16 protein-coding genes are annotated in these 14,111 nt (G+C 66.5%); 7 read left to right on the forward strand and 9 right to left on the reverse strand.

The features are described 5' to 3' along the window. Nucleotides 1–35: 35 nt before the first annotated feature. Nucleotides 36–908 (forward strand): SDR family oxidoreductase, encoded by an 873-nt coding sequence (locus HBE63_RS28680; RefSeq protein ID WP_166908342.1) that lies wholly within the window; start codon nucleotides 36–38, stop codon nucleotides 906–908. Here HBE63_RS28680 and HBE63_RS28685 read toward each other — a convergent pair. From HBE63_RS28685 to HBE63_RS28710, 6 genes are all read right to left on the reverse strand, one after another. Then, the gene (locus HBE63_RS28685; protein WP_166908344.1) at nucleotides 891–1,202 is read right to left on the reverse strand and encodes a hypothetical protein; all 312 of its coding nucleotides are present in this window, start codon (nucleotides 1,200–1,202) and stop codon (nucleotides 891–893) included. The two genes, HBE63_RS28680 and HBE63_RS28685, sit on opposite strands and share 18 nt — an antisense overlap. Nucleotides 1,203–1,219: 17 nt before the next feature. Beyond that, nucleotides 1,220–1,474, reverse strand: a complete 255-nt coding sequence (locus tag HBE63_RS28690) for a hypothetical protein (protein WP_371814835.1) — start codon at nucleotides 1,472–1,474, stop codon at nucleotides 1,220–1,222. Nucleotides 1,475–1,634: 160 nt separating this feature from the next. Next, complete coding sequence (locus tag HBE63_RS28695) at nucleotides 1,635–3,830, reverse strand: acyl-CoA dehydrogenase (RefSeq protein WP_166908347.1); 2,196 nt, start codon at nucleotides 3,828–3,830, stop codon at nucleotides 1,635–1,637. A gap of 85 nt (nucleotides 3,831–3,915) precedes the next feature. Next, a complete protein-coding gene (locus HBE63_RS28700) occupies nucleotides 3,916–4,905 on the reverse strand; it encodes a 2-hydroxyacid dehydrogenase (protein ID WP_208301238.1) in 990 nt (329 codons plus the stop codon). Next, nucleotides 4,881–6,008 carry an alpha/beta hydrolase gene (locus HBE63_RS28705; protein ID WP_166908349.1) on the reverse strand — a complete coding sequence of 376 codons (1,128 nt, stop codon included), beginning with the start codon at nucleotides 6,006–6,008 and terminating at the stop codon, nucleotides 4,881–4,883. The genes HBE63_RS28700 and HBE63_RS28705 overlap by 25 nt, the downstream gene beginning before the upstream one ends. After that, on the reverse strand, nucleotides 6,005–6,634 hold the full coding sequence (locus tag HBE63_RS28710; RefSeq protein ID WP_166908351.1) for a TetR/AcrR family transcriptional regulator: 630 nt from the start codon (nucleotides 6,632–6,634) through the stop codon (nucleotides 6,005–6,007). The genes HBE63_RS28705 and HBE63_RS28710 overlap by 4 nt, the downstream gene beginning before the upstream one ends. Nucleotides 6,635–6,760: 126 nt before the next feature. On the opposite strand from HBE63_RS28710, the gene HBE63_RS28715 reads away from it, so the two are divergent. After that, complete coding sequence (locus tag HBE63_RS28715; RefSeq protein WP_166908353.1) at nucleotides 6,761–7,342, forward strand: VOC family protein; 582 nt, start codon at nucleotides 6,761–6,763, stop codon at nucleotides 7,340–7,342. A gap of 35 nt (nucleotides 7,343–7,377) precedes the next feature. Here HBE63_RS28715 and HBE63_RS28720 read toward each other — a convergent pair whose 3' ends face one another. Together HBE63_RS28720 and HBE63_RS28725 are read right to left on the reverse strand one after the other, a co-directional pair. Next, on the reverse strand, nucleotides 7,378–8,214 hold the full coding sequence (locus tag HBE63_RS28720) for an SAM-dependent methyltransferase (protein ID WP_166908355.1): 837 nt from the start codon (nucleotides 8,212–8,214) through the stop codon (nucleotides 7,378–7,380). Nucleotides 8,215–8,221: 7 nt separating this feature from the next. Next, nucleotides 8,222–9,103 (reverse strand): helix-turn-helix transcriptional regulator, encoded by an 882-nt coding sequence (locus tag HBE63_RS28725; RefSeq protein ID WP_166908357.1) that lies wholly within the window; start codon nucleotides 9,101–9,103, stop codon nucleotides 8,222–8,224. 101 nt (nucleotides 9,104–9,204) lie between these two features. Between HBE63_RS28725 and HBE63_RS28730 the strand changes: the two genes are divergently transcribed. Continuing rightward, complete coding sequence (locus tag HBE63_RS28730) at nucleotides 9,205–10,122, forward strand: MBL fold metallo-hydrolase (RefSeq protein WP_166908359.1); 918 nt, start codon at nucleotides 9,205–9,207, stop codon at nucleotides 10,120–10,122. After that, the gene (locus tag HBE63_RS28735) at nucleotides 10,115–11,524 is read left to right on the forward strand and encodes a carboxylesterase/lipase family protein (RefSeq protein WP_166908361.1); all 1,410 of its coding nucleotides are present in this window, start codon (nucleotides 10,115–10,117) and stop codon (nucleotides 11,522–11,524) included. The genes HBE63_RS28730 and HBE63_RS28735 overlap by 8 nt, the downstream gene beginning before the upstream one ends. Here the strand turns inward: HBE63_RS28735 and HBE63_RS28740 are convergent. After that, entirely contained in the window at nucleotides 11,508–12,344 is an 837-nt protein-coding gene (locus HBE63_RS28740) for an AraC family transcriptional regulator (RefSeq protein WP_166908362.1), read from the reverse strand. The genes HBE63_RS28735 and HBE63_RS28740 overlap by 17 nt on opposite strands. Nucleotides 12,345–12,440: 96 nt before the next feature. Here HBE63_RS28740 and HBE63_RS28745 point away from each other — a divergent pair, with 96 nt between their 5' ends. From HBE63_RS28745 to HBE63_RS28755, 3 genes are read left to right on the forward strand one after another with little or no spacing between them, the layout of a single operon-like run. Further along, complete coding sequence (locus tag HBE63_RS28745) at nucleotides 12,441–13,067, forward strand: TetR/AcrR family transcriptional regulator (RefSeq protein ID WP_166908364.1); 627 nt, start codon at nucleotides 12,441–12,443, stop codon at nucleotides 13,065–13,067. After that, nucleotides 13,064–13,588, forward strand: a complete 525-nt coding sequence (locus HBE63_RS28750; RefSeq protein ID WP_166908365.1) for a VOC family protein — start codon at nucleotides 13,064–13,066, stop codon at nucleotides 13,586–13,588. Before HBE63_RS28745 ends, HBE63_RS28750 begins: the two co-directional genes overlap by 4 nt. Beyond that, on the forward strand, nucleotides 13,585–14,103 hold the full coding sequence (locus tag HBE63_RS28755) for a carboxymuconolactone decarboxylase family protein (protein WP_166908367.1): 519 nt from the start codon (nucleotides 13,585–13,587) through the stop codon (nucleotides 14,101–14,103). Before HBE63_RS28750 ends, HBE63_RS28755 begins: the two co-directional genes overlap by 4 nt. The last annotated feature ends 8 nt before the right edge of the window (nucleotides 14,104–14,111 follow it).

Consider the following 14,111-nt stretch of genomic DNA (forward strand, 5'->3'; position numbering starts at 1 on the left):
CGACGGGGCCGCGAGGTCGAACGTAATCTGCGGCCATGGGGTCAAGTGCGACAGGCAAGATTGCTCTCATCACCGGTGGTGCCTCCGGGATCGGTGCCGCCTTGGCGACCAGATTGGCCGGCGACGGCGCCGAGGTTTGGATTGCCGACCGGCAGACCGACGTCGCGCAGGAGCTCGCGCAGCGTCTCAGCGTGGGTGGCACCCCGGCACATGCGATCGAGCTCGACGTCCGCGACTACGAGTCGTTCGAACGCGCGGTCGCCCAGATCGTGGAGCAGTCGGGGCGCATCGACTATCTGTTCAACAACGCGGGCATCGGAGTGGGCGGCGAGGTCGACACGTACACGCTCGATGACTGGAACGACGTGTTCGATGTGAACCTGCGCGGTGTCGTGCACGGCATCCAGGCGGTCTATCCCGTCATGATCCGACAGCACAGCGGGCACATCGTGAACACGGCGTCGATGGCGGGTCTCATGACGGGCGCGGGCCAGGCGAGCTACTCCGCCACCAAACATGCCGTCGTGGCGATCTCGCGGACATTGCGAGTCGAGGCCGATCGCCACAACGTGCTGGTTTCGGCGCTGTGCCCGGGCGTGATCCGGACCCCGATCCTGAGCGGCGGCAAGTTCGGCAGACTCAAGGGCCCCGGTGTCCGCGACGAGGACTTCGTCAAGAAGGTGTGGGAACCGTTGCGGCCCATGGCTCCTGACGTGTTCGCCGATCGCGTGGTGCGGGCCGTGATGCGAGGTGACGCGATGATCATCGTGCCCGCGTGGTGGAAGCTGTTCTGGTACCTGGAACGGCTTTCACCGCGGTTGTCGTTGCGCCTCGCGAAGGTGGCGCTCGACCGCAATCGCGTTGTACAAGACGAGCTCGACAAAGGTGCCCTAGGAGAGCAGCGCTGAGCCCGGCACCGCCAGGCACATCAACGACAACGCCAGCAGGAACCAGCCTGCGCCCTGCCAGATCGGCCAGGTGCCTTCGGCTTTCCACACCTGGTAGGTCCGGATGAACGCTCCGACGCCGCCGACAAACAGAATGGTCGGAACCAGCGTTGCCGAGAGGGTGGAATGATCAAAGGCGTAGAACGTCAGTGCCAGACCCGCAACGGCGACGACGGCGACTACGTAACCCACCGCGGCGCGGAACATCTGCGGATCATGCCAACGCTTTTCGACATCGTCCTCATCGCTGCCCATAATCTTCGCTCACACCGTCACGGCGGCCCGTTGATGTACCAGGCCAGGCAACCCGGTCGGTCGCGGCACGCGATGATGGCGCCGGCGTCGGGGGCGGACCCGCGCACCCGCGGCGGCCTGGGTTGCAGATTGCAGTTCACCACGTAGGGATTCCACGGAATCACTCCGTTCACACATGGATCGGCCTGGATTTCGGCGGGCCCTTGGGTGGCCTGACCCCACACAGCCGTCGGCGCGAATACAACCGCCGCCGCCGCTGCGCCCAGTGCCACCGGACGCAGAATGCGTTGTAGTGACGTTCTCATCGTTGAGTGCCAACCGTTTCTGTTAGCCGTCTATTTCGACGGTACGCCTGACACCTGGCGAGCAGACGTAAACCTGCCCCTTTTCCGGCGAAAAAGGGCCGGTTTACGTCTGCTCGCGGGAGAAAGGTTACGGGTCGCGGGGCAGGCCGAGCAGCCGTTCGGCGATGATGTTGAGCTGAACCTCGGTGGTACCGCCGTAGATCGTGGTGGCACGGCTGGCCAGCAGATACTCGGCCCAGCGGCCGAATTCCTGTTCGGGATCACCGACGGCGCCGTCGGTGCCGAAGGAGGCCACTGCGAACTCCGCATAGCCTTGGCCGGTCTTCATCGACAGCAGCTTGGAGATCGCGGCGGCAGGCATGGGATCGCCACCGGCCAGCGTCAGCAGGGTGGAACGTAGGTTGAGCACCTTGGCGGCGTGCCCCTCCGCGATCAGCTGGCCCGCACGATTCTGGTCGATCTGGTCGAATTGGCCCGCACCGAGGAACGCCACGAACTGCTCGAGGTTGGCCAGAAACGGCGGCTCGCTGCTGCCGATCGACACCCGCTCGTTGGTCAGGGTGTTTCGGCTGACCTCCCAGCCGCGGTTGACCTCACCGAGCACCATGTCGTCGGGCACGAACACGTCGTCGATGAACACGGTGTTGAACATCGCGTTGCCGGTCAGCTCGCGCAGCGGCTTGACCTCCACGCCCGGAGCCTTCATATCCAGCAGGAAGTACGTGATGCCTTGATGCTTTGGAGCGTTTGGTTCGGTGCGTGCCAGCAGGGCGCCCCACGCCGAGTACTGAGCGCCCGTCGTCCAGATCTTCTGCCCCGTGATGCGCCAGCCACCATCGACCTTGGTGGCCTTGGTGGTCAGGCTGGCCAGATCCGAACCCGCACCCGGCTCGGAAAACAGCTGGCACCAGATCATCTCGCCGCGGAACGTCGGCGGCAGGAACCGCTGCTGCTGCTCATCGGTGCCGAACGCCACGATCGACGGGATGATCCAGGAGGCGATACCCATCTGCGGACGCCGCACGTGGCCGGTGCTGAATTCCTGGGCGATGAGGATCTGTTCGATCGGCTCGGACGCGCGGCCCCACGGCTTGGGTAGGTGCGGCTGCACCCAGCCGCCCTCGGCGATCGCGGTATTGCGTTCGGCACCGCTCGGAATCGCTTTCAGCCCAGCGACTTCCGCGCGGATCTCGGCACGCAGTTTCTCGGTGTCGGGATCGAGGTCGACATCGACCGGACGCATCCCGGTTGCCGTCGCGGTGTCGACCACCAACTGCGGGTAATCCGATGCCCGGCCGAAGCAGGCGGCCAGGACGAGCGCGCGCCGGTAGTACACGTTGGTGTCGTGTTCCCAGGTGAATCCGATACCGCCGTGCACCTGGATGCAATCCTGGGCGGTGTGTTGCGCGGCAGCAGGTGCCAGGGTGGCGGCCACCGCCGCAGCAAACGCGAAATGGGTTGTCGCCGAGGGGTCTTCCTGAACGTCGTCCAACGCCCGGGCGGCGTCCCAGACTGCGGCGGTAGCCCGCTCGGTGTCGGCGATCATCCCGGCGCACTTGTGCTTGATCGCCTGGAACTGGCCGATCGGCCTGCCGAACTGTTCGCGGATCTTCGCGTACGCGGTGGCCGTGTCGGTGGCCCAGCGTGCGACGCCGATCGCCTCGGCCGACAGCAGTGTGGTGATCAGTGCCCTGGCGTGGGCGCCGCTCAGGTTGGACAGCACCCGGTCGGATTCGACCTCGACGGCGTTGGCCCGCACGTGGGCCAGTGGGCGCAACGGATCCACGCTGCGAACCGGCTCGATCTCGAGCTGGGCGGCGTCCAGTACCACCCATTGGACGCCGGATTCGATCGCGACCGGGAGCACCAGGATCGATGCCTGCGCCGCGGCGGGCACCGCCCGGGCCTCGCCGCGGATGACCAGGCCGTCTCCGTGGCGGGTCGCGGTCAGGCCGGAGTCGATGGCGTACGCCGCGATGGTCTCGCCCGAGGCCAGGCCACCGAGGACCTTGGCTTCCGGGTTGCCGGCGGAGATCAGCGCGCTGGCGATCGCGGACGGGACGAAGGGTCCGGGGACCGCACCGTAGCCGAACTCGGCCAGTGCGATGGCCAGCTCCAGGATGCCGAAGCCCTGCCCGCCAACGGATTCCGAGAGGTGGACGCCCTGCAGCCCCTGCTCGGCCGCGGCTTTCCAGTACGGCGGGGGGTTTGGGATCGGGGTCTCGAGTGCTTCGTGGAGCACCTCCGAGGGCGCCACTTTCGTGACGAGGGACCGGACCGAGTCGGCCAGGTCGCTGTGCTCAGACGTGATCGCAATGGGCATGCGGTTCCTCCATCCGGGGCATATCCCGATTAACCGGTCGGTTGGGCCGAGGGTACCCCGGCGTGACCGGCGCCACTCCGGCGGCCTATCTCACCCCGTTAACTACGTGGGCCAACGGTTCGCCATCACGAATGCGCCGGCAGTTGTCCACCGCCATGGTCAGATACCGCCGCATGGTGTCGGCTGTGTACCAGGTGACGTGCGGCGTCAGCACCACATTGGGCAGCTCGAGCAGGGGGTTGCCGGGCGGTACCGGCTCCTCGGTGAACACATCCAGTCCGGCCGCGGCCAGCTGCCCGGTGCGCAGTGCTTCCACCAGGGCGGGCTCGTCGATGATGGGACCTCGCGCGGTGTTGACGACGACCGCACCGCGCTTCATCGACGTCAGGGCTTTCTGGTCGAGCAGGCCGCGGGTGGCATCGGTCAGCGGGAGATGGAGCGAGACGATATCGCTGGCGGCCAACAGGTCTGGCAGGCTGCGCCACCGTGGGTGTCCGGTGTCGCGGGTGCTGGTGTGCAGTACCTGTGACGGCTCGGCGCCCATGGCGACGACGATTTTCTCAACCCGCTTGGCGACGTTGCCGTAGCCGAGCAGGCCCACCGTGCACCCACTGATGTCACGGACGGTCTCGCCCAGGCTGTGATCCGACGGCCAGCCATTGCCGTCCCGGGTGGCTCGGTCGAGTTCAGGCAACCGGCGTAGCGCGGCCAGCATCAGCAGCACGGTGCCCTCGGCCACCGAAGGGGCATTGGCGCCAGGCATGTTGGCCACCAGGATGCCGAGCTGGCTGGCGGTGTCGACGTCGATGGTGTTCACTCCGGCACCCAACTTGTGCACCAACCGCAGCCGCAGACCGCGCTGCAGATCGTCACCGGAGACCGGCCGTAACACATGCCAGAGCACCTCAGCGGAAGGAAGCTCACGGTAGAAGGCGGCGTCGTCGTCCTCGGCGCAGAACGTTACGTCGAGCCAGTCCTTATGGGGTGCAAGAAAATCCAGAACCTTGTCGCCGGGGGTGAAGTGTGCGAGGACCCTGATCGGGCCGGGGTTCACCGCCACCGTTTCGCGATCCATCCGGCGATGGTATCGGCCTGTTCGTCGCGGGCGCCGGAAGTGGTGAAGTAATGGTCGGTGTCGATCGAGCACTGTGTCTTGTCGGTGCTCGCCAGCGCGTCGTGGATGCGCTTGGCGTCGGACGGGTACACGCCGGTGTCCTGGCCGGCGTTGATCACCAGTGCCGGGCAGGCGATCCGGGCCAGGTGCGGCTCGGCCCGGGTCTGGGCGTGGCGCAGGCTCCACATGCCGATCCAGTTCCGCACGGTGGTGGCCGCGGCGATACCCCGGGCCGACCGGTTGGCCTTGATCGGTACCCCGGCGTAACAGAGGTTGGCCTGCCTGTTGGTCGGCTCGACGGTCGGGTCGACCATTCTCGGGTCGGCCCAGGTGCGCATGACGGTGAAGGGACGGTCCGAATACCCGGCCGCCTGAACCCTTTTGAGCTCGGCTTCGGCCCAATCGGTGATCTTCTCGTTGCGTGCGACCTGTGCTGCGCGGTACCGCGCCACGAACTCGGCCGAATAGGGTGCCGGGTTGCGCTCGTCGAACAGGTCCAGTTCCGGGTCGCTGCCAACGGCGTCGTTCTCGTCGACGACGGAGGCATCCATCCACGCGGTCAGCACGTCCGGGCGGCCCGGGTGGGCCGCGCTCGACACGTAGCCATCAGCGGGCAGTAGTTCGGTCAGGCCCGCCGCCGGCCGCATGCCCTCGAGCGGCCGCACGCTCGGCTCGACGGCTTGGGACTGGTAGGCCGCCATCAGCGATCCGCCACCGGAGTTACCCAGCAGCACAACAGTTTCGATTCCCTGGACCTCGCGCAACCAGCGCACCCCCACGCCGATGTCGACCAAGGCATGGTCGAGCAGGAAGCTGCTCTCGAAGCCGCGGAAGCGGGTGTTCCAGCCGAGGAAGCCGATGCCCCTGCTGGCCAGGTAGTCGGCGATGTAGTGCTCGGAGAAGTCGATCTGATAGTGGGTAGCGATCACCGCGACCGTGGGCTTGTGCCCCGCGCCGCGGTAGTAGAGGCCCTGGCACGGGTATCCGCCGGCGCCGGCGCGCTGGGCTGTCGGAGATGCCAGCCCGATGAATTCGCGGACCACCTCCGGTGAGGCTGTACTCATGAACGCGGGGTCTCCTCGTGGTAGATGGTCCGGTAGAACACGTTGGCCAGGGTGGTGACGCAGGCGTCGTCGTCGGCGATGGCGTCGCGGCCGCCGGACAGTTGGACGTAGCAGAACTGGTTGAGCATCGACACCAACGCGACAGCGGTCAGGTGGGCGTCGTCGTCGGGACAGAATCCTTGCTGCTGAGCATGTTTGACCATCTCGGTGATCATGGAAATCGGCAGCTGGCAGATCTCGTCCCAGTATTCGGCGAAGTCGTCGTCGATCATCGCCATCTGGGACACGCTGATGATTTCCGCCAGGCGGTGCCGGTAGGTCGTCCAGTGGGCGGAGGCCGCCTGGTGACAGCGTTCCCAGCTGGTCAGATTCGGTCCGGTAGCCGGAAGTGCGCGTTCGCGGGCCTCGTTGCGAAATCGCAGGGCCCATTCGCGCACCATGGCTTCTTTGGAGGCGTAGTAGTTGTAGAACGACGCGGCCGACCGGCCTGCCTCGGAGGCGATATCGGAGATCGTCGTGGCCAGGATGCCCTTGCGGGCGATCACCGCCCGAGCTGCGTTGTCGATCGCCGCCTGGGTCTGGCGGCCGCGCGCGGTCGGCAGCGGGGTGCGGGGGCTGAGGGTCACGGATTTCCTCACTCCCGGCGGGCCGGGAAATTCTGGCACGGCCATTGATCACATCTGAATCTGATGTTAGATTCAGATTCGCAGCTGCGCCAGTCCTTGGTGTGTTCGCCCCGGAGGTTTATCGACGTGATCAAGCCCAACAATCCCAACTCGGAGTTCGAGTTCGGCGGAATCAACCATGTGGCACTGGTGTGCGCGGACATGGCGCGCACGGTCGACTTCTACACGAACGTGCTCGGGATGCCCCTGATCAAATCGCTGGATCTGCCCGGGGACATGGGGCAGCACTTCTTCTTCGACGCAGGAAGCGGGGACTGCATCGCGTTCTTCTGGTTCCGTGACGCCCCCGACGGGGTGCCCGGGATCTCGGCGCCCGCTGCCATTCCCGGGATCGGCGAATTCGTCAGCGCCACCGGCTCGCTGAACCATATCGCCCTGCATGTGCCCGCCGAGAAGTTCGACGAGTACCGGCAGAAGCTCAAGGCCAAGGGTGTTCGCGTCGGCCCGGTGCTCAACCACGACGACAGCCCGATGCAGGCCTCGGCTACGGTGCACCCCGGCGTCTACGTCCGGTCGTTCTACTTCCTCGACCCGGACGGCATCACCCTGGAATTCGCTTGTTGGACCAAGGAATTCACCGACAACGACGCACAGACGCCTCCCAAGACGGCGGCTGACCGACGTCCGCCGGTGGCTGTCGGGCGGTAGTTCTCGACAATGGCGACCGGGCCGGAGACCGCCGGTTATCGCTTGGTGGCGGTGACGAAGTAGCCGCGCGGTATCCCGGGGACGTCCAGTGGCACTGCGGGGGCGAACCACCGGCCCCACTTGTTGCCCGGCTCGGCCACGTCCGTGACGACAGCTGACCAGCCCAACGGTTCGCACAGTTGCTCGGGGGAATCGGTGCCGAACAGCCACGGCGCACCGTTGCGGGACATCTGTTCGCGGACCGCGGTCAGCATCAGACTGTCCAGCAGTGTCTTGCCGACGATGTCGTACAGCAGCACCGAGCCGGGCGCCGAGAGCGCGTCGACCCGCTCGAACACCGTGCGCACGGCGTCCTCGTCGAGATACTGCAGCAGCCCCTCCATCAACCACACCGACGCTACATTCGGGTCATAGCCGTTGGACCGCAACACATCGGTCCAGTCTTGGGTGAGGTCGACGCCGATGGCCACCCGCCGGCAGCGCGGTTCGTCGTCGGCGAGCGCGTCGGCCTTGGCCGCGATCACGTCGGGCTGGTCGAGCTCGAAGACTGTGGTGCCGTCGGGCCAGGGCAGCCGGTAGGCCCGCGCATCCAGACCAGCGGCGAGGATCACCACCTGCTTCACCGGGGGCGCGGCATTCAACAGCGCCTCATCCCAGTACCGGGTGCGCACCACGATCTGCACCATCGACTTGTCACCGGTGGCGGCGACCGCCTCGGCGAGCATCCGCTGCCCGGACTCACCGGCCAGCTTCTGCGCGAACGGATCTTCGAAAAGCCGGTCGGGACGGCGGGTTTCCTCGGCGCGGATGGCCGCCACCAGGGTGCCGGTATCGGCGACGGCCTGACCTGGGGGCTGTCCAGAGTTGGTCATGTCGCCATCATGCGCGCCCAGCCGTGCTGTGGGCTTGGATATTTTTGACCGGGATCGATTGCGCGAGCAGCTGCAGTGCATCCGCTGAGCTCGACCCGTCCGCGGTCGTCACGACGCACAGTGATTGATCGACGTCTCGGGCGAGTTTCAGATTCTGCATGGTGACGGTGAGTGGCCCGGCCAGTGGATGGTGCAGGTCGTAGGAATCGGCCTCGCACGGTTTGACCCGGTGATCGGCCCACAGCGCGACGAATTCCGGGCTCTTGACCGACAATTCACCGATCAGCGCGGACAGCAGCGCATCGTCGGGATATCGACCCGCCGCCAGGCGGAGGCTGCCGACCACCGTGCGCACCTTGCGGTCCCAGTCCAAATAGAGGTCTCGGGTGTGTGGATCGAGGAACAGCAGCCGGGCCAGGTTCGGCCGGGTGGCGGGATGGTCGACTGACGAGAAGTCCAGATGGCCGGCCAGCAGGGCGTGGCCCAGTTCGTTCCAGGCCAGCACATCGGTGCGGCGGCCGATCACCAGCACGGGCAGGTGTTGCAGCGATCGCAGCAGATCGAGGGTCAGTGTGCTGACCCGCTCGACCGGAGGCCGGCGAGGCGGCCGCGTGCGCTGTGACGCCAGCTCGCGCAGATGTGCCTGCTCGTGAACGTCCAGTTGTAGGGCTTGTGCCAGCGCATCGAGGATCGCCTCCGAGGCATTCACCGACTGTCCTTGTTCCAGCCGCGTGTAGTAGGAAACGCTGACCCCGGCCAGCTGGGCGACTTCCTCCCGCCGCAGGCCGGCCACACGTCGTCGTTCGCCGTACCGCGACAGCCCCACATCCTCCGGATGCAGCCGCCCGCGTCGGGCCCGCAAGAACTCGCCGAGTTGTCCGGTCGTCATAACCCCACTATGCCCACGGGACCGCCGGCCCTGCCTATCCCTGCCAGTGGTAGGCACCGTCTGGTCTGGTTGGCCCGCTGCCTCGCCGCGAGGCTGGGGACATGAACGAAATCGTGTTGGGTGACGTCACGGTGACCCGGGTCATGGAGTATTACGGCTCGGTCCGGCTGTCGCCACAAGAGTTTTTCCCGGAGAGCCCGGCCGGGGCGTGGCAGCGCAACGAGGATTGGCTGGCGCCCGATTTCTACGATCCCGGCGCCGACGCCTGTGTATCGGCCATCCAGACCTGGCTACTGCGCAGCGAGGATCGGATCATCCTGGTCGACACCGGGGTGGGCAACCACAAGGACCGCCCCCACGCCCCGGTGTGGCATCACCTGGACACCGATTTTCTCGGCAACCTGGCCCGGGCCGGTGTTGCTCCCGAGGACGTCGACGTGGTGATCAACACCCATCTCCACGTCGACCATGTCGGCTGGAACACCCATCTCGATGACGGCGACTGGATACCGACCTTCCCGAACGCCACCTACCTGATGCCGCGAGCCGACTTCGATTTCTGGAACCCGGCCAACCGCGGCGGACCGGTCCCGGGGCGGGACAACGTTTTCGTCGACAGCGTCGCCCCGGTCCACGAGGCCGGACAAACCACGTTGTGGGAGGACACTTTCCAGCTCGACACCAACCTCACGTTGGAGTCGGCTCCCGGACACACCCCGGGCTCCGCGGTGCTCACGCTGCAGTCGGGCGGTGACCGCGCGGTATTCGTAGGCGACATGATGCACACCGCGTTGCAGCTCGTCGAACCCGACACCAACAGCTGCTACTGCGAGGACCCCGGACAGGCGCGGGAAACCCGGCGGCGGGTACTGACTCACGCCGCCGACACCAACACCCTGGTGATACCAGCTCATTTCGGTGGGCACGGCGCAGTCGAGGTGATGCGGGACGGTGACCGGTTCGCGGTCAAGGAATGGGCAGCTTTCGACCGGGCGACCCGGGTGTCCCACGATGGCTGAACCGATCGTCGACACCACCGGAGGCCCCATCCGGGGGCTGGAAACTGCGCACGGACGGGTCTTTCTCGGCATTCCTTACGCCGCACCGCCCACCACCGTGGGGCGCTTCGCGGCGCCCGAGACACACGAACCGTGGCGTGACGTGCGCGAGGCGACCCAGCGCGGGCCGACCGCACCGCAACCACTACGGAACGGCTTCGGGCGCTTGGACATGTCGCCATTCTTCGGGCCGGGGTGGGTGCGTGGCTCCGACTACCTCACGGTCAACGTCTGGGCTCCACCGGACACACGAAGACGTCCGGTCATGGTGTTCGTCCACGGTGGTGGATTCGTGGCGGGCTCCACCGGTTCACCGCTCTACGACGGCACCTCCTTCGCCCGCGACGGCGTGATCCTGGTGACGATCACCTATCGGTTGGGCATCCTGGGATTTCTGGATCTGCCCGGTGCGGTGTCCAACCGCGGCCTACTCGACGTGGTGGCCGCACTGGGCTGGGTGCACGACAACATCGAGGCATTCGGCGGTGATCCCGGCAATGTCACCCTGTTCGGCCAGTCCGCCGGTGCCACGATCGTCGCCGGAGTTCTGGGCACACCTGGCGTGGAGCGGCTGATCTGTCGGGCAATCATGCAGAGCGGCAACGGCTTCGGTGCGTTCAATCCGGAACAGGCCGGCCGGGTCACCCAGGCCGCTGCTGGTGTCTTCGGCGTGGAGCCCACGGCAGCCGGATTCGACCGGCTTACTGACGAACAGCTCGTCGAGGCCGTGCCCACACTCACGGGGTTGGATCTGCGCACGGACGAGGCCTTCGACCCGTTACTGGGCTTGAGTCCGTTCAGCCTGGTCCTCGCCGAACAGCCGGCGCTGCAACTCAATCCCGATGTGGGTCTGCTCATCGGGACCAACACCGAGGAGGGCAACCTGTACCTGGTTCCTCAGGGACACCTCGACTCCTCGACGCGCGCCGACGTCGAGCAGCTCGCCGCACAGGTGGACACCGACCCTGCCACGCTGGTCCAGCGGTACCGTTCGCGCCTTCCCGAGGCGGGCTGGGGTGAGCTGCGCTCGGCCATTCTGGGTGACGCGCTGTTCCGCACCGGAAGCGACCGGACGGCCCGGGCCCACGAACAGCTGGCCGGCGCCGCGACGCACCGTTACGAATTCTCTTGGCGCTCAGCAGCGGTGGACGGGCTGCTGGGCGCGGCCCACGCGGTTGAGCTGCCGTTCGTCTTCGACCGCGCGGGCCTGGAGGTACTGCGAGGCCCGGGCGCGTTGCTCGGGCCAGGTGAACCACCGGCTGCCTTGGCTGCTGAGATGCACGGCGCCTGGGTTCGTTACGCCACCACTGGAGATCCGGGCTGGGCGGCGCCGGTGACCCGCAGATTCACCGCGGCGGGCTGATTCCGACGTGACTCGGCAGCCAGGTGCGGCGCTGTGTGTACTGCGTGGGCGTCATGGCGGTGAACGAACGAAACTCCCGGACGAGGTGCGCCTGGTCGAAGTAGCCCAGATCGGCCGCGATCCGGGCGCCGCTGGCGTCGTCGGCGTCCAGCTGCCGCATCGCCGCCTGGAAGCGTCGCACCCGCAGGTACGTCTTGGGAGTCAGACCCACTTCGGCCCGGAAGGACGCGATCAGCCGTCGGGCCGACAACCCGGTCAGCGCGCAGGCCTCGGCCACCCGCAGTGAGGGCTGATCTTCGGCCGCGAGCAGGACCGCGCCCACCGCCGGATCGCGGGGTCTCATGCGCGCCAGCAGAAATGACTCAACCAGTGCCACCCTGGCCCGGACCGCGCGGGCCCCGATCAGCCGGGCGCGCAGGGCCGACGCGTCGCGGCCCCAGACCGTGTCCAGGTCCACGCAGGTGTCCTCGAGGTCCCCCAGCGGTACCGGCAGAAAGGCCGAGGCGCCACCGGGACGGAAGTGGATGGTCAGCACGGTTTGCGATCGGTCGATCTGGGTGACGTACGAGGTCACCCCGGCCCCGGCGATGAAGGCGGCGCCGACGTCGAGGCGGGTGGTGGCGTCGGCGGCGTAGAAATCGACCCGGTCTCGGGCAGCGAGGTCGATGATCACGGTCGCCGCGCCGCGGGGGAGGGCACGGCTGTGATGGGTCGTGGCCTGCGTGTTGTGCCAGTATCCGAAGAACTGAACGTGGGCGGCCAGCGGTGGGCTCGGCCGTAGCAATACCGGGCCGGCCGCGCCTCGTCCGGAACTCTGCATATCGCCATCATCCAAGGTCTGACGGGCGCCTGCCCGCTTGACGGGCACCTGGTCGACATATAACTTGTTGAACAACAAGCAAGTAAGAGGAAGTCCATGAGTGAACCCGAACCGCGCCGCAGTCAAGAGCAACGCCGCGGGGAGGCCGAACGCAGGCTGATCACCGCGGCCGCCGAATTGGTGGGTGAGCTCGGCCCGTCGCGGGTCACGCTGGCCAACGTCGGGGAGCGCGCCGGCTACAGCCGGGGCTTGGCCACCCATCATTTCGGCTCCAAAGGTGCCTTGATGCAACGCCTGGTGGAGACGGTGACCCACCAGTTCCGCGAGGCCATGTTCGACCAGCCGGGTTCCGACGCTCTCGATGAGCTGCGCGCGTTCATCGCCATCTACTTCTCGGTGCTGTCGAATCCGCTGCCGGTCAACCGGGCCCGGCTGGTGCTGTGGGCCGACGCGGTGACCAACCCGTCCGAGGAGATCCGGCCCGCGATGGTGGCCACGGACCGGGAATTCCGTGAGGAGATCGAGAAGCGACTGCACTTGGCCGTGGCATCCGGTCAGGTCGCCCCATCGGTCGACGCCCACGGATTGGCCACCGTCATCATCGCCATGCTTCGTGGTGTCGCCCTGCAGGCACTCGTCGATGAACACGTCGACCTGGCCGCAGCCCGGTCGGAAATCGAACAGTTACTGACCATCCGACTGACCCGGGAGGACCCGTCATGAGCCGAATCTTCGGAAATATCAACCAGATCGGATACGTGGTGCCCGATATCCACGCCTCGATGGACCACTGGGCCCGGTGCGGTGTCGGACCGTGGTTCTACATCGAGAACGTCGTCACCGACTACTTCCGCTACCGCGGAGAGGATTCGGCGATGACGATGAGTGTCGCGCTGGCCAACTCCGGAGATGTCCAGCTCGAACTGATCCAACCCACCAACGACGCCCCGTCGATGTACCGCGACTTCCTGAACTCCGGACGCGAAGGCGCTCAGCACCTCGCCTACTGGAGCACTGACTACCAGGCGCTCTATGACCGTGCGCTGGCCGCCGGCTACACCGTCGGCCAGGAAGGCAGCATCGGCGGAGACCAAGGCCGGTTCGCCTATCTCGAAACCGAATTCGGCCAAGGTACGGTCATCGAGATCAGCGACATCAGCGGACCCAAGGGGCAGATGTTCGCCTACGTCCGCGAGGTTGCCGCCAACTGGGACGGTACCGAGCCGATCCGGGTACTCGGATGACCACTGAATTCACCTACCCGGACCTCGACGCGCTCACTCCGGAACTGCGCGAGGCTGTCACCAGCCGGGCATCGCTGAACATCTTCCGCATGATCACTCACACTCCGAACCTGGCGCCGGGCTTCCTGTCCATGGCAGCTGATGTGCTGCAACACAACTCGTTGCCGGCAACGTGGCGGGAGCTGGTGATCCTGCGGGTCGGGTACCGCTACGACGCTGGTTACGAGACCTATCAGCACGTCAACATCGGGCGCGCGATCGGGATGAGCGAGGATGCGATCGCGGCCGCCGAGTCGGGATCGGCGGACAGGGTCGATGAGCAGGAGGCCCTGCTGCTGCGGTTGACCGATGTGCTGCTCGACAACCACACCCTCACCGATGCCGAACGTGATGAAGCGCTGACATTCCTGACGGTCAACCAGCTGGCGGATCTCACGCTGACCGTCGGCTTCTACCAACTGGTGTGCAACTTCCTCAACACCTTCGGTGTCCGGCCCGAGGATGCGGACCGCTGAGACCCTCG

Origin of the sequence: Mycobacterium sp. DL440 (genome assembly GCF_011745145.1) — a bacterium.
GTDB lineage: Bacteria > Actinomycetota > Actinomycetes > Mycobacteriales > Mycobacteriaceae > Mycobacterium.

Bases quoted from the DNA above. Each gene is read 5' to 3' on its own strand.
- HBE63_RS28685 (WP_166908344.1), bottom strand. From the start codon at position 1,202: ATGGGCAGCGATGAGGACGATGTCGAAAAGCGTTGGCATGATCCGCAG.
- HBE63_RS28735 (WP_166908361.1), top strand. From the start codon at position 10,115: ATGGCTGAACCGATCGTCGACACCACCGGAGGCCCCATCCGGGGGCTG.
- HBE63_RS28700 (WP_208301238.1), bottom strand. From the start codon at position 4,905: ATGGATCGCGAAACGGTGGCGGTGAACCCCGGCCCGATCAGGGTCCTC.
- HBE63_RS28755 (WP_166908367.1), top strand. From the start codon at position 13,585: ATGACCACTGAATTCACCTACCCGGACCTCGACGCGCTCACTCCGGAA.
- HBE63_RS28705 (WP_166908349.1), bottom strand. From the start codon at position 6,008: ATGAGTACAGCCTCACCGGAGGTGGTCCGCGAATTCATCGGGCTGGCA.
- HBE63_RS28680 (WP_166908342.1), top strand. From the start codon at position 36: ATGGGGTCAAGTGCGACAGGCAAGATTGCTCTCATCACCGGTGGTGCC.
- HBE63_RS28745 (WP_166908364.1), top strand. From the start codon at position 12,441: ATGAGTGAACCCGAACCGCGCCGCAGTCAAGAGCAACGCCGCGGGGAG.
- HBE63_RS28695 (WP_166908347.1), bottom strand. From the start codon at position 3,830: ATGCCCATTGCGATCACGTCTGAGCACAGCGACCTGGCCGACTCGGTC.
- HBE63_RS28750 (WP_166908365.1), top strand. From the start codon at position 13,064: ATGAGCCGAATCTTCGGAAATATCAACCAGATCGGATACGTGGTGCCC.
- HBE63_RS28725 (WP_166908357.1), bottom strand. From the start codon at position 9,103: ATGACGACCGGACAACTCGGCGAGTTCTTGCGGGCCCGACGCGGGCGG.
- HBE63_RS28730 (WP_166908359.1), top strand. From the start codon at position 9,205: ATGAACGAAATCGTGTTGGGTGACGTCACGGTGACCCGGGTCATGGAG.
- HBE63_RS28740 (WP_166908362.1), bottom strand. From the start codon at position 12,344: ATGCAGAGTTCCGGACGAGGCGCGGCCGGCCCGGTATTGCTACGGCCG.
- HBE63_RS28720 (WP_166908355.1), bottom strand. From the start codon at position 8,214: ATGACCAACTCTGGACAGCCCCCAGGTCAGGCCGTCGCCGATACCGGC.